Here is a 25,861-nt window from a genome sequence, read left to right as displayed (position 1 = left end):
CTTTTTATCGTCGATGAAGTATGCAGTCAAGTCCGGAAGAATCCCACCTACCAAACACCTACCACTTCAATAAACTGTTGATTTTTATCTAAAATCTGAATCATCGACATTTATCTGATACAGCAGAGCATTTGAAAATTGGTGTTATTTTCTGCAAAAATAAATTCCGGTTTTATCTTCCCTGAGATTTGGGATTTAGCCATTCCCTTACATCGAGGGCCTTATGATTTAACAGTAAATGCGTAGAGTAGAAGGAGGACAGGACATGTCTCACTCTTATTCGAGCGATTTTGATAAAGGCAACAAGATGAGTATCCTGATATTTTTTAACTTAAAGATGAGATATATTCATTTTTGGTAATTTTGTGAGTTAGACAAGATCTTTAGGAACGTTACTCAGAAACAGAATATAAATATTCTAAAGAGACATGTTTAAGTCCGATACAGCATTCAATTTAGAGCTATAAAAATTCATTTCTCTAAACCGGTTTTTAAACTTTCCTTTAACTTTATTTGATATTAGCTATTGTATTTTATCATTTTTATATATTTATTAAGCTGAAAAATAAACAAATTTATCTAGACCTGTCTATTGAGATGAAATGCACCCATTTTATAAATTTAATAAGATCAGACTTTAGAAACTGACTCATGGCGCATTGCGACAAAACTACCAATAGTGAATTAATTTCACTTTCGGCTTAAATAAAATCATTTTTATTCATGATGCGATTCAAGTATAAATTACCTTATCAAGAAATTCAGATTTATCTTAGAAATTAGGGCACCGGATCATCATGAATAAAGAGTTTGCATGTTCGATTAAAAGCATTCGTTTTGATGAAAATTATCATCCTTCAGACAGTACGCGTCTTACCACCAACTTTGCAAATCTGGCAAGAGGAGAGAGTCGTCAGGAGAACCTGCGTAAAACCCTGGCGATGATCAACAATCGTTTCAATGACTTGGCTCATTGGGATAATCCTCAGGCAGATCGTTATTCAGTTGAAGTTGAAATCATTTCTGCGGATATGGATATTGAAGGCAAGGGGAAGGCGTTCCCAGTCATTGAAATGTTGAAGACGACCATTATTGATCATCACAAGAACCAGCGCATTGATGGCATGGTTGGAAACAGCTTTTCCTCTTATGTACGGGATTATGACTTTAGCGTATTGCTATTAGAACATAGCAAGAAGCAGTCAGTACGCAGTACTCCAGATCATTTTGGCGAATTACATGGCAAGCTGTTTAAATATTTGGTCAACTCTGAGGCCTATAAAGTAAAGTTTAATAAAGCACCGGTGATATGTCTCAGTGTCTCAAGTAGCAAGACCTATCAGCGGACTGAAAACCAGCATCCTGTATTAGGGGTGGAATACCAGCAAGATGAATATTCATTAACCGATGAATATTTCAAAAAAATGGGCTTAGAGGTTCGCTACTTTATGCCATCCAACAGCGTGGCGCCTTTGGCTTTTTATTTTAGTGGAGATTTACTGAGTGATTACACGAATCTGGAGTTGATTAGTGCCATTAGTACAATGGAAACCTTCCAGAAAATTTACCGGCCTGAAATTTACAATGCTAATTCTGTTGCAGGGAAATGTTATCAGCCAAGCTTGAAATATCAGGACTATTCACTCACGCAGATTGTCTATGACCGCGAGGAGCGTAGCCAGTTAGCGCTGAAGCAGGGCCGATTTACAGAAGAGCAGTTCATCAAGCCCTATCAGAATATCCTTGAACAATGGGCAAAAAGCTACTCGGCTTAAAACCACTCACTACTTGATTCACTAAACAATAAAAGAAGATTAATGATGAAACGTCTATTACCAACCTCAACGGCTGGCAGTTTGCCAAAACCTTCCTGGCTGGCAGAACCGGAAAAACTTTGGTCACCGTGGAAACTACAGGAAGATCAACTGATTGAAGGCAAACAAGATGCCTTACGTTTATCATTACTAGAACAAGTTCATGCAGGTCTTGATATTGTCAGTGATGGTGAACAAACTCGCCAACATTTTGTTACTACCTTTATCGAGCACCTCGACGGCGTTGACTTTGAAAAGCGTGAGACAGTCCGAATCCGTAATCGCTATGATGCAAGTGTACCTTCAGTGGTAGGAGCAGTATCTCGTCAAAAACCGGTTTTTGTGGAAGATGCTAAATTTTTACGCTCTCTGACCAGTCGGCCAATTAAATGGGCATTGCCTGGGCCAATGACCATGATTGACACCCTCTATGATGGTCACTACAAAAGCCGTGAAAAACTTGCCTGGGAATTTGCCAAAATTCTTAATCAGGAAGCAAGAGAATTAGAAGCTGCCGGTGTTGATATTATCCAGTTTGATGAACCGGCATTTAACGTGTTTTTTGATGAAGTGAATGATTGGGGCGTTGCTACCCTGGAAAGAGCCCTTGAAGGCCTGAAGTGTGAAACCGCCGTACACATTTGCTATGGCTATGGTATTAAAGCCAATACCGACTGGAAAAAGACTTTAGGCTCAGAATGGCGACAATATGAGGCTGTCTTTCCCAAACTGCAAAAATCCAAGATCGATATCGTGTCTTTAGAATGTCAACATTCTCATGTTCCGATGGATCTGATTGAGCTGATTCGCGGAAAAAAGGTGATGATTGGTGCAATTGATGTAGCAACCAATAGAATTGAAACCCCAGAAGAAGTTGCTGAGACCTTATGTAAAGCACTGCATTTTGTTGATGCTGACAAGCTTTATCCTTCAACCAATTGTGGTATGGCGCCGTTGTCTCGCCAAGTCGCAATAGGCAAGTTGAATGCTTTAAATGCTGGCGCGGAAATTGTTCGTAAAGGGCTAACAGCTTAGTTTTTATTGATTGCATGATGCGTCAAGAAAGATCTACTTCGGTTTGATTGGGTATTTCTGATCAGACCGATAAGCGCAATCCAGATGAAATAGCATGTTAACCCAAATACATTCAGCTGATCTGCCGACGCCGTGGTATCAAAAAAGCTCTATCTTAAGAAAAATGCCGATTTAATTTTGGAACAAGTGATGATTGACTCAACTGACTTTAGAAATGCCATGTCTTTGTTAACAAGTGCGGTCAATATTGTGACCACAGCAGGAGCATCTGGTTCTCATGGCTTTACTGCATCTGCGGTATGTAGTGTCACGGATACACCGCCAAGCTTGCTGGTCTGCATGAATAAAGCCTCTAGGTCTCATGCACACTTTATAGAAAATAAAATTTTAACTGTGAATGTGTTGGGCGCACAACATAAGCATATTTCCAAGGTCTTTTCATCCAAAATGAGTTCAGAAGAACGGTTTAAACATGGAACCTGGCTAGAATTAGAAACGGGTGCACCTGTCCTGGAAGATGCTCTGGTTAGTTTTGATTGTGAAATCGATCAGACTCAAGAAGTCGGAACGCATACTATTTTTATGTGTCGTATTGTCGCGATTCAACAAAGTCAAAATGATCAAAGCTTGGTTTATTTCAATCGTGCTTATCATCATGTCGGTGGGGAGGTAGTTGCTTAAATGGTGAGGTTTTTAGAATGTACAAGCGCACTAAACTTTAGCGTAACGTATATATTATGTCACTGGGAATACTCAGCAACGTGAATATAGAGTTGCAGATTCACGTTGCTGAGCTGTGGTAACCACTGAGGTTGCGTAGGCCACAGTCTTAGATATTCTATTTAACATAATATACATTATACGAAATTAAATAAATCAAATATTTGTTTATAAATAATTTACTGGTCAGCCAATTTACCTGTGCCGCTTATACTTTATACGTCACCGATTTTTTAGACTTAGTTAGGCCTTCTTTAATTTTAGACGAGTACTGATATTTTCATAAAACTTCAAACTCAATTCTACGGTTTTTCTTACGACCTTCAGGCGTTGCATTATCAGCAACAGGTTTACTCGCTCCCAAACCTTCAGTACTTAATGAATGTTCAGGAATATTTTTAGCAATAAGATATTTTTTGACAGTCTCAGCGCGTTGCTGGCTGAGGATAATATTTTTATTGACATCTCCTGAACTGTCGGTATGTCCAATGATCCGAACTTTCTTAGCTCCCGCTTTATTTAATGCAACCACCATTTCGTCTAAAATTTGTGTACTAGAAGTTGCCAAGATTGCACTTCCCGATTCAAACTCAATAATTCGGTTTTTTAAAGCTGCATCAATTATTTTCTGCTCAGTCTGATTGATAGAAAGCGCTGTATTTAAATGATAGTTTTCTGGAGTTAAACCCTGGAATTTTGCGGTGGTCAGGTGAATTTCATCAGAATGATCAACCTTGCCAGTCAGTCGAATATCAGTGCCTTTAATGGTCAAATTGCCCTTTTTAACTCTTTTAAGATCCTCATTAATCACCTTGGTTACGGTGTTTGACCAGTCACTAGGAGCTGTAACCTGACGAATCTGAATTCGGTCAATAACATTTGGTTGTCCATAAGTCATATAAGCCCTAGTCAAAATGTCTGTTTTCATTTTTTCATTCGGTACTACACCCTCAATCACAATTGGCTGAGCACAGATACTAAAGCTTAGGCTCAATCCTATGACAGCTATGAAAAATTTAATTTGATTTGTATGTTTAATTTTATTCATGTTATTCATCAATAAATGCTTGTTTAAAAACTTGAATCGTATGTTCGAGACTCATCCGCTGCTGATTTAAATTTTGTTCTAATGCTGCTAGTCCTGCATTCTGTTCTAAATATGGCTCAATCCATTCGGCTTTAACTAAAGAAACCCAATGCTGGCTTTGTATATTTTGCCTAAGGATATCTCCCAGAACCGTACTATCTGCACCTTGAAAGCCACATAATAAAACGGGTTGTTCAGCATGCAATAATCCAATAAAGAGTTGATTATGCTGTTGCTGCATAAACAGGCCAATTAAATGGACCCAAAAGGCAGCAATTTCATAGCTATAACTCATATTATGAAGCGGTAAAATCAAAATTTTATTTAAGCGTTTTGCTCCATATTGAATAACAGGCTGGAGTAATAGGCCAAGTGCAATCAGGGTTTGCACCAACTCATACACCGCCAAATCCATAAGTTTGGCCAGCGTGTTCAAGGTCTGATTATTATAAAAACTTTGTACATCTTCTTGGCTATACACAGGACTCCGATCAGCTAGCTTACTCAACTTATCCAATAAAATATCCGGATTACGAATTGAGCGTATGACCCGATTACGCTGATAAAGATCAATCAAGATGGGCTTAAAGCGATATGGCAAATAAATCATATTTTCATGAGGCTGATCCATTTCAATGATATGTCCAAGTACCATCGGAAAATAGCGACCTGAATAATCTTCACTACTGATCAGGTGGGCTACCAAAAGCTGCGATTCCTGTAGATTTACCAGAAAAAAATCCAGAGACGGCAAATCGCTATAATGCTGCTTGAAGTTTTTAGACTGCATCGCGTATTCCAGTGCTTCACTAATCCAGCGATCTAAAGACTGAATTAAGTGAGGGTGACCTTGCGATTTCAAGAAGTCGCCATGTGCTGGACATTTTCCATAATAGAAAGGCTGAGTTGATAATTTATACATACCAACCATCCTCACTATTTTTTCTCAATAAATGGATGCTCTTCATGGCGCAGTATCCCCTGCTTTTCCAGTTGCCAAAGCAGAAGCGGTCTGTTCATTGCTGGTTGCAGACTGCGCAGCAATCACTCGCACCGCTTTGTTGGACATGACCTGATCAACCAGTTGCAAATTGTTATAACTGGCACGACCTCCTATAGAACTCGCCGTATCTCCGCTCACCAGACGAAAATTTACTTTTATCGCCAAGTTCGGCTGCTCTTTGCTCTGCCATAGCATTTCAAAAATATTTCCTTTTTGCTGGCGCTCTGCAGAATCAATCAGACGGTTAATCCCATATTCACCTGGCTCATCAAAAATAGTATGTATCTTCCCTTCTAGATCAACCACAGTAATTCGTGCGCCCGGAATAGTACCCGGATTCGGCCAAATAAAATTCACCCATTGTTGTATCCCATTTTCAAACAACATCCGTTGTCCATCAATCTCAATGCTATAGGACAACAGATTAGGATTTTCTAGAGGGAAAAACTGGAAATTTGACTGATTGGCAGCCATGTTATTTGAAGTCTGATTTAACTCTCCTGTAGCGACCCCATGCACCGGAGCAAGATAATTCTGGAAATTTGAAACAAAAGCAGGATGCAAACCTACTCCCAAATCCTGCCAGGTCTTAGTGGTCAGATGATAGCCGCGACGAATCACAATAGGATCCAGATATTCTTTGACAAAGCGTGCAATACTGCCATTTTCACCAAAAATCTGGTTAATTTCTGCCGTAGTGGCCTGTAAGCTGGCCTGACTATTAAATGGATATTTGTGTGCCATACTGCTAGTAAATGGCTGATAAGCCTGTATTTGCCAGAGTTTGTTAATTTCTGCCTGTGCTGGTGGAATCAAGCTTGAAAATGCCTGCGTGAGTGGAGCGACTAAAATCTTTTGCAGTGTTTTCTGATCAAGCTTCTGACTGCCGGCCAACATTTTTTCACTCACAAACTTCTGGCTCGTATTAAAGATAGAATTCTGCTCGTGAATAGTTTGACGAAGTAAAGCCATACTTGCAGGACCTATATCTCCAGAGCTTTTCAGATCATTAAACTGGCTGCGCATTTTACCCACGGATTGAAGGTATTCATCCAGCAAGGATTTGTTTTGTAAATCATCCCGCTGACGAACAATCTGATACAGTACCTGAAAATCTTTGGCAATCATGCCTTGAGACAAAAGAGAGCCTGAGTTTTGAGCTAAATGAACTTCATCACGTCTTAAAACTTTACGTTTAAACCAGGCCATAAAGCCTTTTTGCGGTATGGCCAGCTCCGCCTGTACTACGGGATTATCCCAACTGGTTTCCTTAGCCGCACGTTGTAATAGCTTTCTGATAGGCGAGTGTTCGTTTTCTCCCAGGACATCCATCTGCCGGATCTGCTGGTTCATATCTGCTGCTTTTGCATAATGAATCCCACTGAGAAATTTGCGCCATTCGACAATATATTCCTGTTTGTACATATCGGTTAGCTGTTTACGGATCTGTTCCGGGCTACCGCTGAAACTGAGATCATCAGATTTAGATACATTCAGGACCCAATCCTTGCTCTCTGTTGGATTTTGTGCTGCTTTTTCAATTGCAGGTTGAACATATTCATTCCACGCCTGATAGCTATAAAGGCCAGGCACCGCATAGCTACTCAACATGACTGATTGAGTCTCATCATCCAGAATGTGCTTGAGGGTCAGAGCAGGAAAACGTACAGAAGCTCGCATTTTAATTTCATTATAGACCCGATCCCGTGCCGAGACGCCCGTCGTGACAGCTGTTAAAATCTGCCGGCTTTGCTCAACCAGCATCGCATCAGAATTTAATTGAGGAAAATATGAACGATGCGTTAAAGTCATGGCATAGCTTAAGACCTGCTCAGCCTTTTGGATCATTTCAGTACGCGGCATTTCACCACGATGGTTCTCTAACCATAAGCGCCAAAAACGTGTCACCTGATTACTCAGATGCCCCGCCTCAATATACTGACGGTTACTCAACATCAAATAGGTTTTGAGCGCGTTATAAGCATCTTGAGGATTTTGCTCGGAAGGCTCAGTGATTACCTGTTTGGCTTGAGCATTCTGTTGTCTCGATACATTAATATAGTTGGCTTTCAGGTTCTCTTTATTGAATTTAAGTTGCTGCAAATATTGGGCAATATTTTGCTGTGTCGGTTGCAATACCAGTAAATCTACTCCTTTGAGATATTCTTTTTCGAGTTGTTCCCTGATCTGGTTGCCTTGATACAGGCCAAAACTGTATTTTAATGGACGATCCTGTTCATAATGATCCAGTTGTTGTAGATGATTTTGCAAAATGAGTAAAGCATCCAGCTGTGTCGAGAGTTCAGGCCCATGATGTTGCTGCATTTGCACAACTTTATTCAGATCCGCCTGAATTTCGTTAATTAATTGCTGATTATTACGATATGACCAGATCCACAGACTCAAAACGATGGCTACCGACAATAAAGAGCCTATAAAACTGATAAAACGCTGACGTTTCCGCAAAGGATTGATCTGCTGCCTGGCCAGGTTTTTATCTTTTAAAATAACTTCCGAAAACAGGTTTTTTAAGAAATACCCATGATCTTGGGAAATTGATCGTGTGGGTAAGCCAAACTCGTCTTCTTGGCTTTGAATCAGATGGAAATCTTCAGCAATCTGTTCAGTTTTAGGACTTTCAATCAGCCCTTCCTGTAAAGCGCTGGTAAAATAAAAACCACGAAATACCGGTTTAAACTGGTAAGGATTTTCCTGAAAAAGTGCTGAAATGAAAGTTCTTAATACCGATTTTAGACTTTTAAACTCTAGCGGAAAGGTCATGACACTCGGTGAAATATACTGGGAATGCCGCCGTGATAAATGGGTGTGACTCACATTCTTCAAACCGTCATATAAGATACTATAATGCTTTTCAAATAGCTGAGCGGCATTTTCACTAGATTGAGTGTCATAGGCCAAAGTAGCCCCCCAAATCTGATCAAACTCATGCTCGTTATAACAATCAAAAAACTCTGTAAATCCGGCAATCAAATCCATTTTAGAAAAGATAAGGTACACAGGCGTCACGACCTCCAGTCGCTCCGTCAAATCCTGAATCCGGTTCCGCAGATTTTTTGCCAGTTGAATGGATTTTTCCGGGCTCTGGCTCACCAACTCGGCAATACTGACAATGACAATCAGACCATTAATCGGAGCTTTGGAACGGTTCTTTTTTAAAATATTTAAAAAGCCCAACCATTCAGAATGATCTTCACTGTAAACCGAATAACGTCCCGCCGTATCCAGCAACACCCCTTCGGTGGAGAAAAACCAGTCACAGTTTCGTGTGCCACTTAAACTTGCAGATACCGTTTTAAGGTGCGCATCTTCAAATGGAAAATTCAATCCGGAATGATAAATGGCCGAACTTTTTCCTGCCGCCGGATTCCCGATCACCATATACCAGGGTAATCCGTAAAGCGCTGCATTGCCTTTTTGATCACCCAGCCTGGATTTACGCAAGAGTTGGATCGACTGTTTCATTTGCTGGTTAAGCAGCTGTAACTCCTCTTTATTTTTATATTTATGATCAGCCTCAGCCTGTCTGGAGATCGCTTCAGCAAGTTCTTTGCCCTTTTTGCCATGACGATAATGTTGAATCAGCTCATAAATCCCCCAACCCATCAAAACAGCAATATACACAGCCGCCAAACTCCAGAACACCTGATCAGAGACCGTATTCATCATTGAGATAAGCACAACAAAGAAAGACAGGGCCATGATGGCTTTAGGATGAGTGACATATTGCCAGACATAACCAAGGAACGTATAAATTAATGTATTCACTATAATCTCTAATTTTTCTATATTTTTAAGTCGTTATGCAATTAAGGGTAGTGTTTCAGCATGTTCCGGATTTTTATTCTCACAATAGATATAGGTATGTGGCTGCTCCAGGCTATAAGCCATTGTAATAACATTGTCCCGCATTTGTGTGAGCAGCATTAATCCTAAAACATGTCCAAAACATTGTGTATTTCCTATAAAAGACTGAATATAAATAAAATACTCAGAAGAAATTCCAACCGGATTAAAGTTTTGCTGTAACTGTTGAAGACTCTTTGATTTTTTCGCCTCATCTAATAACAGCACAAAAGCCTGTTCTGTTTCCAGTTGAGCAGACAGGTCCAGCTGTTGCCCGATTAAATCTTTTTCTAATTTTTTGACATGATGACTCATTTTTAAAATTTGTACTGCTGTTATTTCTTCTAGAGCTACCTGCTCGGCAGTTAAGCACCAACTGGCTGCATATTCTGAAGCTATATATTGCTCATGCTGCCAGAAATTTTCATCCACCCATTCCTGATCAATCTCGGAATCCGCCATAATGATCAGACTTGCTTCCTCAGACTGCTGTGCAATATCTTGCAAAAGTGTCATACAGGCAGCATAAGCACTCTGCCTGGCAAGAAAATGGAATTCAATATGAACATGGTCGATCAAGAAGGCATAGTCATGTTCTAATTGCTGCAAAAGCTGGGCTTGATATGCTTGATCATCCCAAGAATGCACTAAACTTTCGGCGATTAATATATGAATATTTAAGCGATTTAACTGAGCGACCTCCTCAACAATTTCCTGCTTTAAAAGATCATCATTTTCTACTTTATAGTCATACTGATTCTCTGGATTCCAGCCGGGATGCATACGATATTGATAGGCAAATTCATTATCATAAAACAGTGCTGAGCGCTTTAATTGTTGTGCAATTGCATGCATGCTATGCGCATGCTTTTGTAGTTGTTGTTGAATTAATTGTTGTATACGCCGTTCCCGTGTATTGGAAAATAACTTTTCTTCATCTAAATCGGCTTTTTCTAGCCATTGGTCCAGCTCGGCAATACGATAGGATAAAAGTGGCAACCCAAAATTGTTAGTCAGCTGAAAATCCAGTTCAGGGCTTTTAAATTGTGTCATCGACTGTAGTATTTCTTCATTTTCCCCAAAACAATGCCAGGCAGCGCTGGATAAAATATTTAAACGATGATGCTCAACATCCTGCTCATTTTTGCTTTTATCCTGTTGCTTTTTATCATTTTTTAAAGCAGTAAATTCTTGATTTTTTTGCTGCTGCAACTTTTCGTTTCGATAGTATTGAATCGTTTTATAAATAAAGTAGGGACTCAAAATCAGTATGCAAATGACAAATGGCAGTAAGATAAACATCCCGACCAGATCCATTTGTGAGGGATCATAATGGCTGTCTCTCCAGTAATAAATAACAACCGTACTTATTGACACAGCTATAGCCAAGAAAGCAGAGATGATGAGTTTAATCATGTCATGCTCCCCTTTAAATGATAAAAGGTATCGGCATTATGTACATCCTGTCTGGGCATGAGTAACGCCCCTTCACCCAGGGTCATTGAACAGCCCTTTCCAAGCTGGATAGAGGAAAGCTGTTCTTTATCCAGAATCAAACGGAGACTGACCTGTAAGGTAGGACTACACCAAGTACTGATGATTTGTTGTAATTTAAGGCTATATTCCCCTTGAGACAAAAATTTAAAATAATCCAGCCGTCCTAAAGGCCCAATAATAATTTCAATTTTTTCATCAACTTGTGTCACTTTTTCGCCACAAAAACTATTTATACCCAATAAAGTAGGCCGGGATTGGCTTAAATGACTTTTTTGTTGCTCATCCAGCTGGAACTGCTCCGAAATAAGTTGATTAATCTCAAAATCAAACTGAAAAATGCAAGACAGAATGGTTTTTAAAGCATATTTACTATTGTTCTGCCCCTGCATTAAACCGGAAAATTCAGCAAAATAATCATCTATGTGCCGTTGATCTTGCTGCTCTGTTACATACCCTGTTAAGGCATGTAAAATTTTCAGGTAATAATTATCCTGTTCAATTTCATAACGAACTGGCAAATGATAATTCAGGCAGGCATCTATATATTGGGTAGTCAGCTTATGATTAAACAATCCTAAAAAATGTAAGCTTTGTTCACGCTGTTGTCGTGCAGCATGTCTGACTTTATAGGTATAGGTATAAGGCAATACCCCCTGTATTCCGGTCAATCCGACCATCAAATTGGTGATCTGGATCCGACCATCTTGCAGATGAGCTGACTCGATCTCAGAAGCTGGAAAGTTCAGACTTAATGAGCTCAAAAAATAAAAGCTATTACTCCATTTCTGCTGTTTTGACTGTTCGGGCGCATGCCGAAATAGACGGGTTGCCTGAATCAGTTCAAATGCAGTTGGCTGTTGATACAGCTGATCAATTACAGAAGTTTCTTGCCACCAACGTTTTGTATGCATTGGTATAACTCCTGTTTTGATTCTGAATCCAGTACCGTCATCTCGACATAACTATTCATCTGAACTTTTAAGTTAAAAATATGGTTTAAAATCTGAGCAAAGATATAGACACTTGCCCCCCGGAAAACTTGGCTATCCAGCTGGATTTCAGCTTTAATGCCTCGAATAAATAGTGGGAATGGCTGATGGCTCATCAGTTTCTGCCCCAATGAAAATTTAATTGACTGAATTGTGTTAATAATGAGCTGATTTTCTTTAGATTGTGGCAAGTTATAAAGTTCAAGTAATTCTTTAAGATGACTAACCACATCCCCTTTTATCAGGGATAAATTATTTAAAGATAAATGCGAAATGATCCGCCATTGTTCGAGCTGTTTCTGCTGAAAACGATAGGGTAAGTTCGGCCGTTTTAATAGTCGAGCTTTACGCACCAGATGATTTTCATTTAATGACAGGCTGTTTTGTCCTTGATCATAACTTTCAAAAGGCAGGTCTCGATTGGTACAGAGTAAACGGGTACTGATAAAGTCAGAAGTAAAGGCTCCTGGCTTTAAATGTTTGGAAATAATCGAATATTTAAAGTCTATAGGATTGTTTTGATCGGCTGTGGGTGAAAGCTGATAAAAAAACTGCTGGTCATTTTGGTGATAATGACTCATTGCAAAAAATGGCAAGATTGGAAAATATAGCTGTTTTTTATCAATGGTTTCCCGTAAAAGATGCATCTCGGTCACACCATAAATCTGAAAATACTCAGGATGGTGGACATCACTTATCAGAGGATATTCGAGGCATTGATGATCAATTTTTTGTGGTTCAGCCTGTTTTTCAAACAGATTAACGACTGGTGTGGCAAAGAGTTTAAAATTTGCACTGTTTAATTCTGCATAATTATGGATAGCCGCCTGATCATTCAAGTTGGCTTTAAAATGAATTTTCAACTCAAACTCTGTTGGAGCCTCAGTTACAGCTTTTAAAAAATCCAGATTGATATTTAAGAAATTGAATTTTTCAGGAAAACAGAAATATTCAGTCAACAAACGATAGGCTTGATGTGTATGCTGATCGACAGGAAGAAGACTGTCTTCTTCAGCAAAGCCCATGACCTCGAACGGATTAGAAATATTGGTTTCATAAGCTTGATATTTGAAAGAAAACTGGGTGTCCGACTTAAAAATCGTATCTAGAAGCTGCAAGGGAAAATTAGAAATAGCATCCAGATATAAAGGTAATTTGTGTTGGGATAATAATTGATGCTGCTGGTTAAAAACTTCAAACTTCAAAATCAACGTTGCATTACGATTCAGATGTATATAGGCAGAAGGATGTGTTTTAAAGTTGACCTCCTTCAAATGTATGGGTAATAGCGTGACACTATTTACCGTACGATATTCACATTGCACGCCACGAATACTTCGCGCTTTCAGAACCGTATTTTTTGCAACTACATGTACTTCTTTTAAGCTTTTAATTTTATTTGTATCTTCAAAACTGATGATTGAACAGGCAGGAAAAGTTTTTAGATATTGAGGAAACATGATCTCAAAAATCGAACGGGTAAATATCTCATAACTATCATTCAGCTTTTTATCAATACGTGCCGAAATCAATGAAAATGCCTGAATCAACCGTTCAATATGTGGATCATCAATATGTTCTTGATTTAAAGCAAGGCGTTGAGCAATTTTTGGATATTTGTTGGCAAATTCTCGTGATTGTCGGCCAAATTCCTGTAATTGCTTTTCATAATAGGGTAATAAATCTTCAATCACATGCAACCTGCTTATTTTCGAGCCAAAATAACATATTGTTGTGTAGTCGGTTTGAGAAGCGCATCAAACATGACTGTTTCATATAAAGGTGAAATATTTAAGTAAGCAGAAATAGTTAAGTATAGGCTGCTCATATTATTTTCATTCATCAGCATCTCTACCTTGACCTGTTTTAAACGCGGTTCATGTGCACTAATCGATTGCGCAATAGAATGACAGATTTTGTCACGATCCATAGGATTCGCAGTTGATAGACCAACAAAATCAATAATGCCGAATTGCAGAATAGAGCTTTTAATCTCTGAATAATACTCAGCAGATTGCCCCAGATGCGTCATCCGGTTATTTAAAAGATCTTCGAGGTCCTGCGCTATAGATTGTCTTAATTCCTGTATAGACAAACCTGATCTAACTTGATCATCTGCAGGCAATAAACGCTCAAATAAACTGCTTCTAAATCCATAGGGATAAAGTCGATCCAAATTCATATTCTTATCATTTAATATTGCTATAGATAGAGATAAAGGCAGGTAAGTACCCACCTTTATTCGGGGCATGTAAATTAAGCCGCGTAAGAAGCGGTATTATTCGACAATGACCATTTTTTAGTGACTGCACCTTTTTGTGAACCATTAATGTCTTGCTGGTTATAAGTCCACTCGACTGCAGCATATTTCAGACCAAAGGTTTCAGTTGGTACCCCCTCCTGATTCACATTTGGAGTGACCTGAGACACCAGCACATGCTTGAGTTTAATCTGCAAATATTTGATGCGCTTATCACCATTTGCACGATAAAAGTCAATTTGCACCTCATCAAAGGTATAACCAGCAGAGCACGCTTCCCAGAGTTTCGGACTGGTTGCATCCAGGTCTTTAATAAAGACCATATCAGAATGTTCAACACGTTCTGCAGTATGCCCCCCTACACTGGAAGAAGTCGCAGATTTTGGCTGACGGATATGGTGTGCCCATGAATTCACTTCTAACCAGCTTTTATGTTCAGAATCACGTGATTCACCATCAACTTTATACTTGCCACGGAACTGGACGTAAATATCTTTCATTTTAATGATTTTCCTTTTATTATAAGTGCTTATAGTTATTCCACAATTTTAAATCTTATTGACTTGATTGCGGCAATTCAGTGACCAGCCTAAGTGATACAGAGAGCTCATCTAACTGAAAATGTGGTCTTAAAAACACCACAGACTTGTAGTGACCAGGTTCAGCTGGATTTTCTACAACTTTGATTGAAGCCTCACGAAGTGGATATTGCGCTTTTGCCTCTTGGGAAGCGCCGTCATCTAATAAAATATACTGAGATAACCAATCATTTAAAAAAGCTTCAACATTACCGGCTGAGGCAAAGCTACCCACTTTATCTCGCATCATGGCTTTTAAATAATGTGCAATTCGTGAAACTGCCATAATATATTGAATTTGACCTGATAAAGCTGAGTTAGCATTGGCAATATCATTGTCATATTTTCTTGCTTTTTGCACCGACTGGGCACCAAAGAAAGCAGCATAGTCCGTATTCTTACAATGTACCAATGGAATAAATCCAAGGTCACTGAGTTCTTTTTCACGACGATCCGTAATGGCAATTTCAGTTGGACATTTAAAAACAACTTCACCGTCATGGGTCTTGAAACTGTGTACTGGCAAACCTTCAACTAGGCCACCGCCTTCAACCCCGCGAATAGCCGCACACCAGCCATGCAGATCAAAAGCATTGGTCAAACGGGTACCAAATGCGTAAGCTGCATTCATCCACAGATACTGCTGATGATTGTCACCTGAAACTTCTTCTACATAATTGAAGCCCTCAGTGACTGTACCTTCACGTGGATGGTAAGGTAAACGACCCAATACATGTGGAATGGTCAGTGCAACGTAGCGTGCATCTTCACTTTCACGGAACGAACGCCATTGTACATACTCTGCTGTTTCAAAAATTTTGGATACATCGCGCGGGCGGTCAATATCGGTAAAGGATTCCAAGCCAAACATTGAAGGACTGGCAGCTGAAATAAATGGTGCATGCGCTGATGCAGCCACATGAGAAATTTGTTCCAGCAGGTACATATCTTCAGGAGTACGATCAAATTCAAAATCACCAATCAGTGTTGCATAAGGTGCCCCACCAAACGAACCATACTCTTCTTCATAAATTTTCTTAAACAAGGTGCTTTGATCAAAATCAGTGGCACTTTGAAAATCTTTAATCAGCTCTCTTTTAGTGGTATTTAGCATCCTGATTTTGATAAGAGAATGTGAAGGGGTTTCTTGGCAGAAATAATACAAACCACGCCAAGTCGACTCAACTTTTTGAAATGCTTCATGATGCATGATCTTACTGAGCTGTTTTGAAAGCATGATATCAATTTCTGCAATACGTTTATCAAGCGCCAAAGTCATATTTTCAGAAATAGTAATTGTTCCTGCCATGACTTCTTTTGCTAGCTCAGCTATCAAGCTTTTGGCACGATCATGTTCTTCTTCGGTACGAGCAATTCGACTACGCTCAACGATTGAATCCAAAAGCGAAGGCTCTTCAAATGCAACATCCATTGCAGTTGCAGCATTATAATTATTCATTACCCGCCTCCACACTTATCTTCTGTACCTGGTCTGTATTTTTAAGCACATCATCCAATAAGTCTTCCAGACGTTCACTATTAGAGATTTTGTTGCGTAAATCTGTTAAACGTTCACGCGCCTCTACCAGCTTACGTAAAGGCTCAATCTGCTGCACAATGTTCTCTGGGCGGAAATCATTCATCCCATTAAATACCAGGTCAATGGCCATGGTGCCACCAGCTTCAGTTAAGGTGTTTTCAACCTGAAAGTTTGCTCTTGGAGCAAGTGACTCCATGACCTCATTTATATTTTCTAAATCGACGTTAATAAATTTTTTGTCTTTTAATTTGGTTTTTTCCAGCTCTGAAGAAGCAGAAAAATCTCCTAATACCCCAACAACAAAAGGGAGTTCCTTAATTTCCTTACCATCACCGATCTCAATATCATAGGTCAACTGTACACGTGGTGGTCGAATGCGCTGTAATTTTTTCTGTATGCTTTCACGCTTGGCCATTGTTATTTTCCTTATTAATTATTCTTTAATGAACCAAATGGATTGGAGCTAACTGTTTGGGTACGAGTACTGATATTTTCTGTTTTTTTGGCAGGCGCAGTCTTAATAGTAGTTTTTGGTTTGGTATTTTTGTGGACATTTATGGTTTTTTTTGAGTTTGTACTTACCTGTTTCTTTGCTTTTTTAGAGTTTAAAGGATGTAGTGGTTTAGATTCCGCTGGAGCAAGGACAGGTTTTGCAAACTGAATATTTTCAGCCAACAGTTTAGCTTGCGGATAAGTGGTTTCATTCAAGGCACGTACTTCAGTACTACGCATCTGTTCCAAGGCATCAGAGGAAATGGCCACACCTGCCATAAAACTCAGATCTGTTAAAACCTGACTGTCATATTGCTGACGCCGTAATTCATTAACCAAATTTAATGCTTTCAGAGGAGAGCCTAGCTCTACATAACGCTTGGCAATTTGTACATTTAATTCCTGCTGTAAAAGAATATTTTTTTTCGCAGATTTATCACAAAGTTGCTGGTATAAACCGATCAAAGCAGAGTCAATCTCACCTGCTGCATCTGGATTGGCCTTGATACATGATCGCTTTAACTCAGTGGCATGTGCTTGAGGAAGATAAAAACATGCCATACCAGCAATAAGTAATGTAATGAAATTTATATGCTTTTTCAAAATTAGCCTCAGTCTATACTTGTAGTTTTATAGTTCTTAAATGCCTAAATATTATTTTATTTGACAAGCGTTTGGCGGATTTAACAAAAAATGTCCCAGATAAGTCAAGCCAAAAATGATTAACGGTATAAATTTTAGAAAAATTCAAAAAAGAGATAAAACTTTGATAAAAGATGCAGACTTTTTTTTATTTTTAAGTAGAATGAGCCAAAATTAATTCAATCAATTTTAGAAATTATCTAAATATTGGCTGAATATAAGTAGAAATATGAATATGTTCATAACAAGAAAAATACAATTACCCTTTGAAATTCACAAAATTGGGTATTCAAGAAATGAAAAAATGAGAAACTCATGAATAATTTAAAGATTTTAATTTTAAAACTCTCTGACCATGCACGCCTTTGCCTTGAGAAATCAGCCAATACCTGTATCCAGCAAAAAAATTATGAAATTGAAATTGAACATTTTTTTCTAGAACTCTTGGTACATCCAGAATTAAATGATTTAAAAATATTATTAGAAAAGTATCATATTATTAAAGATCAACTTATTGCTCAGTTGGAACACAGCATTCACCAGCTGAACAAGGGAAATTCACGTACCCCTGTTTTTGCTAAACCTATTATTCAGCTTTTGGAACAAGCGTGGTTACTGGCTTCTGCAGATCAGAATCCAGTGATTAGAAGCAGCCATTTATTGGTGGCTTTCCTAACCTCACCAGAGCTTTATCAAATTGCACTTCGGGCTTCTGCCCTATTTTCCCAGTTTCCCATTGATACCATGAAGCATCAGTTTCTGGACAGCTGTCATAAAAGTGTCGAACAACTAGCTCCTGTTCAGCCTTCTGATTCTTTACAAGATTCTTCGACCACAATAAAGAAAACACCTGCACTTGACCAATACACAATTAATCTCACAGCAAAGGCGCGTCAGGGTAATATTGATCCGGTTATTGGGCGTGAGTTTGAAATCCGGTTGATGCTGGATATTTTAATGCGCCGCCGTCAAAACAACCCGATTCTGACTGGGGAACCAGGAGTCGGAAAAACTGCAGTAGTTGAAGGATTAGCGCTAAAAATTGTTAACGGTCAAGTCCCGGATGCACTTAAAACTGTCGAGCTACATGTATTGGATATGGGTTTGTTACAAGCGGGTGCCAGTATCAAAGGTGAATTTGAAAATCGTCTCAAACAAGTAATTACTGAAGTCCAGTCTTCCACTTACCCGATTATTCTGTTCATTGACGAAGCTCATACCCTGATTGGTGCTGGTGGTCAGGCGGGTCAGAATGATGCGGCGAACTTATTAAAACCTGCTTTGGCACGTGGTGAATTACGCACAATTGCAGCCACCACATGGGCGGAGTATAAGCGTTATTTTGAAAAGGATGCTGCACTCAGTCGTCGCTTTCAGGTCATCAAAGTTGAAGAACCAACAGAGCAAGTAGCTATCGACATGCTGCGAGCTATGGTTCCGGTGATGAGTCAGCATTTTAAAATTAAAATTGATGATGACGCTATTCGTACCGCCGTACATGCTTCACATCGCTATATTACTGGGCGTCAATTACCTGATAAAGCGATCAGTGTCTTAGATACTGCAGCTGCGCGAGTGGCTTTTGAACAAGAAATTGACCAAGTACATAAACAATGGCAGCAAGAGCTTCAGATTATTCAGGAAATTCAAATCTTAACTGAGGCTGGACCATCAGACCAGCTCAATAAAACCTCCCAACTAAGCCAAAAACTAATAGATATTCAGGCAAATAACCCTCTGGTTTATGAGCGTGTAAATACTCAGATTATCAATGAAATTATCTCAGATTGGACCGGCATTCCTGTGGGTAAAATGCTGAATGACGACATTCTACAGATTCTTGATTTACAAAATAAGCTCTCAGAACGTGTGATAGGACAAGACCACGCTTTAGAGCAACTGGTTCAAGGTATTAAAACATCTAAAGCTGGTTTGGAAGATCCAGATAAGCCTCAGGGTGTATTTTTACTCACAGGTCCAAGTGGTGTTGGCAAAACGGAAACCGCTCTTAGCCTAGCTCAAGCATTATATGGAGGGGAATCACACCTGATCACTATTAATATGTCAGAGTATCAAGAAGCTCATACAATTTCTTCTTTAAAAGGTGCACCTCCGGGCTATGCGGGTTATGGTCAAGGTGGCATATTAACTGAAGCCGTACGCCGGAATCCTTATAGCGTGGTCCTTCTGGATGAAATCGAGAAAGCCCATCCGGATGTACAGGAATTATTTTATCAGGTTTTTGATAAAGGAACTCTGGAAGACAGTGAAGGCCGGTTGATTGACTTTAAAAATACCACCATTTTACTTACGTCAAATGTGGGTTCAAATACCATTATGCAAACCTGTTTAAATAAGGAAATTCAAGATTGGCCAAGTGTAGATGTATTAATTGAACAGCTCAAACCAAGTCTTTACCAACAATTTAAACCGGCTTTTTTAGGACGGATGCGGATTATTCCTTATTATCCTCTTTCGGATGAGCTATTAATCCAGATCATTCAACACAAACTCCAGAAAATAACCCAAAGAATTCAACAGCAATATAAAGCTCAACTTAGTTATAGTGATGAAGTATTTGAATTATTGCTCAGTCGTTGTACAGAAGTCGATAGTGGAGCACGCAATATTGATCACATTTTAAATGCAACAGTTTTACCCGATCTGGCAAAAATATTGCTGGTTGCTATGAGCGAAAAACAGCTGCCAAAACTGATTCATATTGATATTCAAAATGGTAATTTTCATTATCATCTGGATACAGACTCATCACCTGCTCCCTCAAAAAGATCTAATAAGAAAAGTAAAAACAATGCAGCTTAAGCTGCTGGGATAAAATACACTTCATTAGGAATAACAATGACGCTGGAATTTGAATATTTATTGCAAAAAATTTCTATAGAACAACCTTGTGGGATGGACTGCTCATTTTCAAATGAATTTTCAAGTATTAAAAATGCAAGAACACAGGATGATCCCTTACTGGATCAAGGTGACTGGGAGGCTGAACCCAAACAGGCAGACTGGAATTTTGTAGAAACAAAGACTATCGAATTACTGTCTGAAAGAACCAAAGACCTACGCTTATATACCTGGCTGATTGAATCTTGGAGCCATCTATATGGTTTTGAAGGAATTGCGCGAGGATTAGAACTTTGCCAACGTAGTCTGATGCAATACTGGTTACACTTGCATCCTGAAATTGAAGATGGTGATCTGGACCAACGTTTAGGATTATTAGAAGGGTTTATTGCTCAACTGCCAAGCTTGATCAAAGGGGTTCCGCTTGTTAATCAGGCGCCTTATTACAGCCTGAAAGATTACGAGCACCTTCTACATCAGCAGAATATAAAACGTAAACAACAGATTGAAGAAAGTGAAGAGCTAGAGATAACTGATCAATATCAGGAACAATTTAAACAACTCCTCTTCAATACACCTAACATGCTACAGCAGCAAAACTATCAGTATTTGCAGGATATTGAGAATCAATGGCAATGTTTCAAGACTGTCCTGGATGGTCTACTTGGTCTAGAGGGGCCAAGTTTTTCTGCAACAGATGCCCAAATCGAATCTATTCTGTCTAGTATTCAGCGTATTTATAAACAAGAGTCCTCTTCTGCATCTTTATCTCGAGTTGCAGCCCCCTCTTTAGAAAGCAATCCAAATACTCAAACAAATGCCCAGCTTCTTGCAAATCAGATTGTCCAACCGTTTCAGTCTTCTGTGCAATTTAATAATCAGAGCCATATTTTCAATCGGGAACAAGCCCTAAAGGCCTTACAGGACATTGCTGATTATTTTCAGATGAATGAGCCGCACAGTCCCGTCAGTTATATGCTTCAAAAAACTATTAAATGGAGTCATATGCCTTTACATGAGTGGCTGAGCCAAGTAATTAAAAATGAAAATCCTTTAGAACATCTATATGAATTATTAGGCGTTTCTGACAAAAATGAATCAAATAATGAGTGGTAAAAACTGAATGTTTAAAGCAGAAAAAATACTTTGGGGTGAGGGACTGTTTTTAAGGCCTCAACATTTTCAGTTACAGGATGCTTATCATGAGCAACGCCTGAATCATACCATTCGTGCAACCTCTCCTTTTGCTCATGGGATTCAGTCGATTGAATTTGATGAAACTCAGCTCGGAATGCAAGTACTGGCCTTAAATAAAGTGGAAATGATCTGGCAAGATGGAGAAATCTATCAGGCTCCTGCACAGGACTTATTACCTGAACCGGTACAACTCGATATTCTAAACTTACAGGGAGAAATGCAAATTTACCTGGCTCTACCAATGGTACAACCCAATAAACAGAATGTTAGTTATAGCGATCAAGCCCAGTCTAGCCGCTATCACTCACATCTCAGTGCAACCCACGACCTGTTTACTGATGCAACTACTGCTGAGATTACCCTGTTGCGACGTCGTGCTGAATTAAAAGTCTTTGAAATCAGTCAGGAACCTCAACATCAGATAGATGGCTATCTTTATCTTCCTGTGGGACGGATTAAAAGACAAAGTTCAGGCAATTTTATTTTTGATCATAAATTCATTCCGCCAATTTTACATATTCAGGCTAATCATAGTCTTTTGCTTAGCTTGCAGCGAACACTCAATATTATTCGAGCAAAGATCAAAACTATCCAGAGCAATAATCGTGAAAACGAACAAAAGCTGATTGAATTCCGCTCTGGTGATATTGTATCTTTTTGGCTGGTCAATGCTTTAAATACAGCACATGCCAGCTTAAATCATATTTTACAATATCCTATCATTCATCCTGAACGTTTATATAGTGAGTTGCTCAGATTAACTGGCTCTTTACTGACTTTTTCTACAGGCTATGAGGTTGATCAGTTACCTAAATATCAGCACTACCAGTTATCTAACAGTTTTAGCCAGCTGGATACTATTCTGAGAGATCTTCTAGATACGATTATTTCCAACCGTTATATCGCTATTCCATTGAAAGAGACCCGCCCATCCTACTGGGTAGGAAGTTTGGAAACCGATAAGATTACTCGAGATACCCGCCTTTATCTGGCGATTTCAAGTAGCGTCATGCCTACACAAGATTTAATTGCTTATGTCCCTATCCGTTTTAAAGTCGGAAATACGGTGGATGTTGAACAGCGCGTGATTGCTGCCCTGCCTGCAATTCCGATCCAGCATTTAGTTCAAGTACCTACTGCAATTCCAGTGCGTTCTGGTGTTAGCTATTTTGAAATTGAAGCAAATAATGAGCTGTATCAGCGTATGCTTGATTCAGAGTCAGTATGTATTTATATCCCGAACGGATTTCAGGATATCAGTATTGAATTAATTGCGGTCATGAAAGGATAAGGACCATGATGAATACAACTACCAGTCCTGGACCTTCTCTATTTGATGATGGACAGATCGGTTCTGGACAGCTTTTTAACCCATCGACAGCTCTAAAAAATAATACGACAACCAACTTGATCGATTTGTTATATGATGGTTTTTATATCGTCTTTTTACTGAAAAATCATTATATTCCTGCTCATCCCGCCTCTTTCCGTGAAAAGATTCTAGAAATGCTGAATTACTTTGAGCATCAAGCACGAAAATTGCAATTTTCTTCAGAAGATATTCAAGATGCCAAGTATGCCTATTGTGCCTTATTGGATGAAACTATTGTCACCCAACAGGATACGTATTTTTTTGACTTGCAAAATTTCTGGATACTGGATCCCCTGCAATTAAGTCTATTTGGTTCCCAACTGGCAGGTTACCGTTTCTTTGAACAGTTAGAAGAAATCCGTCAGAAAGACAAAGAACGCCTAGCTGCTCTTGAAGTTTATCACTACTGCCTACTATTAGGTTTTCATGGTAAATACCGGCTTGAGTCCATTCATACTTTAAACCAGTTCATCACTCAGGTCGGAGAACAGATTGATTATCTAAAAGGTAAGAAAACTCCATTTTCTCCTTTTGCGGCATTACCCGACAAGATTAGACATATTATTCATCGTGAATTACCTTTTGTATGGATTTTAGTTTTTCTGCTTTTGTTTACAGTCCTGAGCTTTGCCGGACTAAAATATATGCTGTCCAGTGAAGGGACAAAGGTTTTAACTCAATACCAAAATGTGATTAGTGTTCCAACCGAACAGGCTTATATCACGATTCATTTACCTTAGCTAGAATCTTAAAAGACAATATAAACAATACTTTAAAATTCAAAATGATAAAAAACATGTATGGCTTAACTAAAAAAACACGCCGTCTCCAAGTAGGAAAAAACTACTTATTCGATAAATATCATAAAGCTAAATTTGATATTAATCTGCCTGAATCAGGTTGCTGAACAATGATTTCCATCATTCTCAGCAGCTTTATTTTACTAAGTTTTATTTTGATTCTGATGCAGTTCTATGAATTGAGACTTCAGATACGAAGCTTTTTACTAACATGTGTACCACAAAGTAAAAAGCAGCTCATTGCCATGAGAAAATTTATCCATCAATTTAAATTGGCAGGTTCTCCGGAATATCTGCAATCCCATTGGCATTTACAACAATGGTGGATTTTAATTGCCGGTTGTGTACTGTTTATGAGTATTTTAATTTTTTCATTGACCCGGCCTGTTGCAGCCAGTGTGTCGGAAGCTCGCTATTTAAAGAAAGTTGATCCTCAAATATATGCACTTTTAGAAGGTCAGATTTTGACACCACCAGAAGCAGTAGATGAAGGGTTAATCCTGCAAGCTTTGCAGGAAAATGATGATACGCATCAACCTGTAATCTCTGCCCAAAATTTTAATCCAAATATTCAGGATGTACATTTAAGCTATCATCAAAATTTAAACCAAGCTGATCGCAAATGGCACAAAATGAATCCTCGTTTTAAACAACGTTTATTAATGGTATTTAAACTGATGCAGGAACAGCATGGGTATGAACTGGTTCTGCTTGAAGGTTACCGGAGTCCTGAACGGCAGAATTCTTTGGCCACCAATAGCAATATCACGCGTGCCAGAGGTTTTCAAAGTTATCACCAGTTTGGTTTAGCCGCAGATATTGCTTTTAAACGTAATGGGAAAGTGATCATTAGTGAGCGTGACCCTTGGGCTATGCAAGGCTATCAACTCTATGGTCAAATTGCGGAGTCAGTCGGACTAACGTGGGGTGGCCGCTGGAAATCTATTCAAGATTATGGACATACTGAATATCGCATGCCAGGTTTAAAGAAAACGGCTGAGATGGCTCATCAACTCACCAATGAAGGTAACTTACAAGTCAATACTGCACTGCCTTTACCATAAAAAATGAGCAGATTTCTGCTCATTGCTGTTATTTTTCATCAATAAAGCTTTGCATGTGCGTTAATACATCCGCCGTCTTTTCACCATGTAACCAATGCCCTGCATTTTCAATAACTTCAATTTTTGCTTGACCAAACTGCTCGTGAATTGCGTCAAAGTGTTCCGGTCTTGAAATATAAGATGAATTCGTACCTCTTAAAAAAAGTACAGGTATTTCATTTTTTTCTATTTTTTCCCAAGCAATAATTTCCTCATAAGAATCAAAAAGCGCCTGAACGTTGAATAACCACTGCCCTTTATTAAATGACTTTAAAAGAAACTGAATCACCATCTCTTCCTGAATATAATCACGCATCATTTGAGCGGCTTCATTACGGGAATTCGGTTGTAGCTGTTGAACTTTAAATAAAGCTTTAAAGATTTCAGCATGGTGATTTTCATGATACTGGATGGGTGTAATATCAAGAACAATCATTTTTTCTACTTGATCTGGAGCGAGATCTGCCAACTTCATGGCAATTTTTCCACCCATTGAATGCCCGACTATAATACACTTCTCAATTTTTAAACCAGATAGCGTCTCTAAAATATCGGTGGCCATAAATGCATAGTTCATCTCTGAGGAGTGATCAGATAAACCATGATTACGGACATCCAGTTGAATGACAGTTCTCTGTTTAGAAAAATTTCGAGCTAGCATGCCTAAATTACTCAAACTACCAAATAAGCCGTGAATAAATACCATAGGCGTTAAGTCGGCACTTTCATGAGTTTGTATTTGATAATTTAAGAGCATTTGGGAATTCCGTGATTACTTATTTCAGTTGTTTATATTGGTATGATATTAAAAGATAATCAATTGCTAAACTTTTAAATTATTTCTTTGCTTAGGCTATTTTGTAATACTTTTAAACTTGGCGAAATTTTTTATAGACAATTGAATTGACAATGACTTGATAAAAATGGCGATAAGTTGAATTTATACTTTGTTTTAATAAGATTTTTTAACACTATTATTTTTTTATTATAAATAATTTTGAATTCG

General features: G+C 38.7%; 20 protein-coding genes. 8 read left to right on the top strand and 12 right to left on the bottom strand.

The features are described from left to right. Positions 1–797: 797 nt before the first annotated feature. The 3 genes from E2K52_RS00660 (at position 798) to E2K52_RS00650 (ending at position 3,530) form a co-directional block, all read left to right on the top strand. On the top strand, positions 798–1,775 hold the full coding sequence (locus E2K52_RS00660) for a DUF1852 domain-containing protein (RefSeq protein ID WP_151203082.1): 978 nt from the start codon (positions 798–800) through the stop codon (positions 1,773–1,775). Between the two features lie 45 nt (positions 1,776–1,820). Beyond that, a complete protein-coding gene (locus tag E2K52_RS00655; protein WP_151203121.1) occupies positions 1,821–2,849 on the top strand; it encodes a methionine synthase in 1,029 nt (342 codons plus the stop codon). A gap of 189 nt (positions 2,850–3,038) precedes the next feature. Beyond that, complete coding sequence (locus E2K52_RS00650) at positions 3,039–3,530, top strand: flavin reductase family protein (RefSeq protein WP_151203081.1); 492 nt, start codon at positions 3,039–3,041, stop codon at positions 3,528–3,530. A 319-nt stretch (positions 3,531–3,849) separates the two neighbouring features. On the opposite strand, the gene E2K52_RS00645 is transcribed toward E2K52_RS00650, so the two are convergent. From E2K52_RS00645 to E2K52_RS00595, 11 genes are all read right to left on the bottom strand, one after another. After that, positions 3,850–4,626, bottom strand: coding sequence for an OmpA family protein (locus E2K52_RS00645; protein ID WP_413772977.1), 777 nt, complete (start codon positions 4,624–4,626; stop codon positions 3,850–3,852). Then, positions 4,619–5,578, bottom strand: a complete 960-nt coding sequence (gene tagF / locus E2K52_RS00640) for a type VI secretion system-associated protein TagF (RefSeq protein WP_151203079.1) — start codon at positions 5,576–5,578, stop codon at positions 4,619–4,621. Before tagF ends, E2K52_RS00645 begins: the two co-directional genes overlap by 8 nt. 42 nt (positions 5,579–5,620) lie before the next feature. Further along, a complete protein-coding gene (gene tssM, locus E2K52_RS00635) occupies positions 5,621–9,445 on the bottom strand; it encodes a type VI secretion system membrane subunit TssM (protein ID WP_151203078.1) in 3,825 nt (1,274 codons plus the stop codon). A 33-nt stretch (positions 9,446–9,478) separates the two neighbouring features. Next, the gene (locus tag E2K52_RS00630) at positions 9,479–10,939 is read right to left on the bottom strand and encodes a hypothetical protein (protein WP_151203077.1); all 1,461 of its coding nucleotides are present in this window, start codon (positions 10,937–10,939) and stop codon (positions 9,479–9,481) included. Then, a complete protein-coding gene (gene tssG / locus E2K52_RS00625; RefSeq protein ID WP_151203076.1) occupies positions 10,936–11,931 on the bottom strand; it encodes a type VI secretion system baseplate subunit TssG in 996 nt (331 codons plus the stop codon). Before tssG ends, E2K52_RS00630 begins: the two co-directional genes overlap by 4 nt. Then, on the bottom strand, positions 11,895–13,703 hold the full coding sequence (gene tssF / locus E2K52_RS00620) for a type VI secretion system baseplate subunit TssF (RefSeq protein ID WP_151203075.1): 1,809 nt from the start codon (positions 13,701–13,703) through the stop codon (positions 11,895–11,897). The genes tssG and tssF overlap by 37 nt, the downstream gene beginning before the upstream one ends. Before the next feature lie 11 nt (positions 13,704–13,714). Then, on the bottom strand, positions 13,715–14,191 hold the full coding sequence (tssE, locus tag E2K52_RS00615; protein WP_151203074.1) for a type VI secretion system baseplate subunit TssE: 477 nt from the start codon (positions 14,189–14,191) through the stop codon (positions 13,715–13,717). A 74-nt stretch (positions 14,192–14,265) separates the two neighbouring features. Continuing rightward, entirely contained in the window at positions 14,266–14,769 is a 504-nt protein-coding gene (locus E2K52_RS00610; RefSeq protein WP_151203073.1) for an Hcp family type VI secretion system effector, read from the bottom strand. Between the two features lie 55 nt (positions 14,770–14,824). Continuing rightward, on the bottom strand, positions 14,825–16,306 hold the full coding sequence (gene tssC / locus E2K52_RS00605; protein ID WP_151203072.1) for a type VI secretion system contractile sheath large subunit: 1,482 nt from the start codon (positions 16,304–16,306) through the stop codon (positions 14,825–14,827). Further along, complete coding sequence (gene tssB, locus E2K52_RS00600) at positions 16,299–16,802, bottom strand: type VI secretion system contractile sheath small subunit (protein ID WP_151203071.1); 504 nt, start codon at positions 16,800–16,802, stop codon at positions 16,299–16,301. Before tssB ends, tssC begins: the two co-directional genes overlap by 8 nt. Positions 16,803–16,816: 14 nt before the next feature. After that, the gene (locus tag E2K52_RS00595) at positions 16,817–17,482 is read right to left on the bottom strand and encodes a hypothetical protein (RefSeq protein ID WP_151203070.1); all 666 of its coding nucleotides are present in this window, start codon (positions 17,480–17,482) and stop codon (positions 16,817–16,819) included. Positions 17,483–17,836: 354 nt separating this feature from the next. On the opposite strand from E2K52_RS00595, the gene E2K52_RS00590 reads away from it, so the two are divergent. From E2K52_RS00590 to E2K52_RS00570, 5 genes are all read left to right on the top strand, one after another. Further along, positions 17,837–20,344 (top strand): ATP-dependent Clp protease ATP-binding subunit, encoded by a 2,508-nt coding sequence (locus tag E2K52_RS00590; protein WP_151203069.1) that lies wholly within the window; start codon positions 17,837–17,839, stop codon positions 20,342–20,344. Positions 20,345–20,380: 36 nt separating this feature from the next. Further along, on the top strand, positions 20,381–21,499 hold the full coding sequence (gene tssA / locus E2K52_RS00585) for a type VI secretion system protein TssA (protein WP_151203068.1): 1,119 nt from the start codon (positions 20,381–20,383) through the stop codon (positions 21,497–21,499). A gap of 7 nt (positions 21,500–21,506) precedes the next feature. After that, on the top strand, positions 21,507–22,871 hold the full coding sequence (gene tssK, locus E2K52_RS00580; RefSeq protein WP_151203067.1) for a type VI secretion system baseplate subunit TssK: 1,365 nt from the start codon (positions 21,507–21,509) through the stop codon (positions 22,869–22,871). 8 nt (positions 22,872–22,879) lie between these two features. After that, the gene (icmH, locus tag E2K52_RS00575; protein ID WP_151203120.1) at positions 22,880–23,692 is read left to right on the top strand and encodes a type IVB secretion system protein IcmH/DotU; all 813 of its coding nucleotides are present in this window, start codon (positions 22,880–22,882) and stop codon (positions 23,690–23,692) included. Between the two features lie 170 nt (positions 23,693–23,862). Next, entirely contained in the window at positions 23,863–24,816 is a 954-nt protein-coding gene (locus E2K52_RS00570; protein ID WP_151203066.1) for a M15 family metallopeptidase, read from the top strand. A 28-nt stretch (positions 24,817–24,844) separates the two neighbouring features. Here the strand turns inward: E2K52_RS00570 and E2K52_RS00565 are convergent, their stop codons facing one another. After that, positions 24,845–25,612, bottom strand: a complete 768-nt coding sequence (locus E2K52_RS00565; protein WP_151203065.1) for an alpha/beta fold hydrolase — start codon at positions 25,610–25,612, stop codon at positions 24,845–24,847. Positions 25,613–25,861 lie beyond the last annotated feature (249 nt).

The organism is Acinetobacter sp. RF14B, from assembly GCF_006864105.1.
Lineage (GTDB): Bacteria > Pseudomonadota > Gammaproteobacteria > Pseudomonadales > Moraxellaceae > Acinetobacter > Acinetobacter lwoffii_C.
This window is presented reverse-complemented; position numbering and strand designations above follow the sequence as displayed.

What these genes read in the sequence shown, in the direction of transcription:
- E2K52_RS00660 (WP_151203082.1), top strand. Translation starts at nt 798, where the DNA reads ATGAATAAAGAGTTTGCATGTTCGATTAAAAGCATTCGTTTTGATGAA.
- E2K52_RS00655 (WP_151203121.1), top strand. Translation starts at nt 1,821, where the DNA reads ATGAAACGTCTATTACCAACCTCAACGGCTGGCAGTTTGCCAAAACCT.
- E2K52_RS00650 (WP_151203081.1), top strand. Translation starts at nt 3,039, where the DNA reads ATGATTGACTCAACTGACTTTAGAAATGCCATGTCTTTGTTAACAAGT.
- E2K52_RS00645 (WP_413772977.1), bottom strand. Translation starts at nt 4,626, where the DNA reads ATGAATAACATGAATAAAATTAAACATACAAATCAAATTAAATTTTTC.
- tagF (WP_151203079.1), bottom strand. Translation starts at nt 5,578, where the DNA reads ATGTATAAATTATCAACTCAGCCTTTCTATTATGGAAAATGTCCAGCA.
- E2K52_RS00630 (WP_151203077.1), bottom strand. Translation starts at nt 10,939, where the DNA reads ATGATTAAACTCATCATCTCTGCTTTCTTGGCTATAGCTGTGTCAATA.
- tssG (WP_151203076.1), bottom strand. Translation starts at nt 11,931, where the DNA reads ATGCATACAAAACGTTGGTGGCAAGAAACTTCTGTAATTGATCAGCTG.
- tssE (WP_151203074.1), bottom strand. Translation starts at nt 14,191, where the DNA reads ATGAATTTGGATCGACTTTATCCCTATGGATTTAGAAGCAGTTTATTT.
- E2K52_RS00610 (WP_151203073.1), bottom strand. Translation starts at nt 14,769, where the DNA reads ATGAAAGATATTTACGTCCAGTTCCGTGGCAAGTATAAAGTTGATGGT.
- tssC (WP_151203072.1), bottom strand. Translation starts at nt 16,306, where the DNA reads ATGAATAATTATAATGCTGCAACTGCAATGGATGTTGCATTTGAAGAG.
- tssB (WP_151203071.1), bottom strand. Translation starts at nt 16,802, where the DNA reads ATGGCCAAGCGTGAAAGCATACAGAAAAAATTACAGCGCATTCGACCA.
- E2K52_RS00590 (WP_151203069.1), top strand. Translation starts at nt 17,837, where the DNA reads ATGAATAATTTAAAGATTTTAATTTTAAAACTCTCTGACCATGCACGC.
- tssA (WP_151203068.1), top strand. Translation starts at nt 20,381, where the DNA reads ATGACGCTGGAATTTGAATATTTATTGCAAAAAATTTCTATAGAACAA.
- tssK (WP_151203067.1), top strand. Translation starts at nt 21,507, where the DNA reads ATGTTTAAAGCAGAAAAAATACTTTGGGGTGAGGGACTGTTTTTAAGG.
- icmH (WP_151203120.1), top strand. Translation starts at nt 22,880, where the DNA reads ATGAATACAACTACCAGTCCTGGACCTTCTCTATTTGATGATGGACAG.
- E2K52_RS00570 (WP_151203066.1), top strand. Translation starts at nt 23,863, where the DNA reads ATGATTTCCATCATTCTCAGCAGCTTTATTTTACTAAGTTTTATTTTG.
- E2K52_RS00565 (WP_151203065.1), bottom strand. Translation starts at nt 25,612, where the DNA reads ATGCTCTTAAATTATCAAATACAAACTCATGAAAGTGCCGACTTAACG.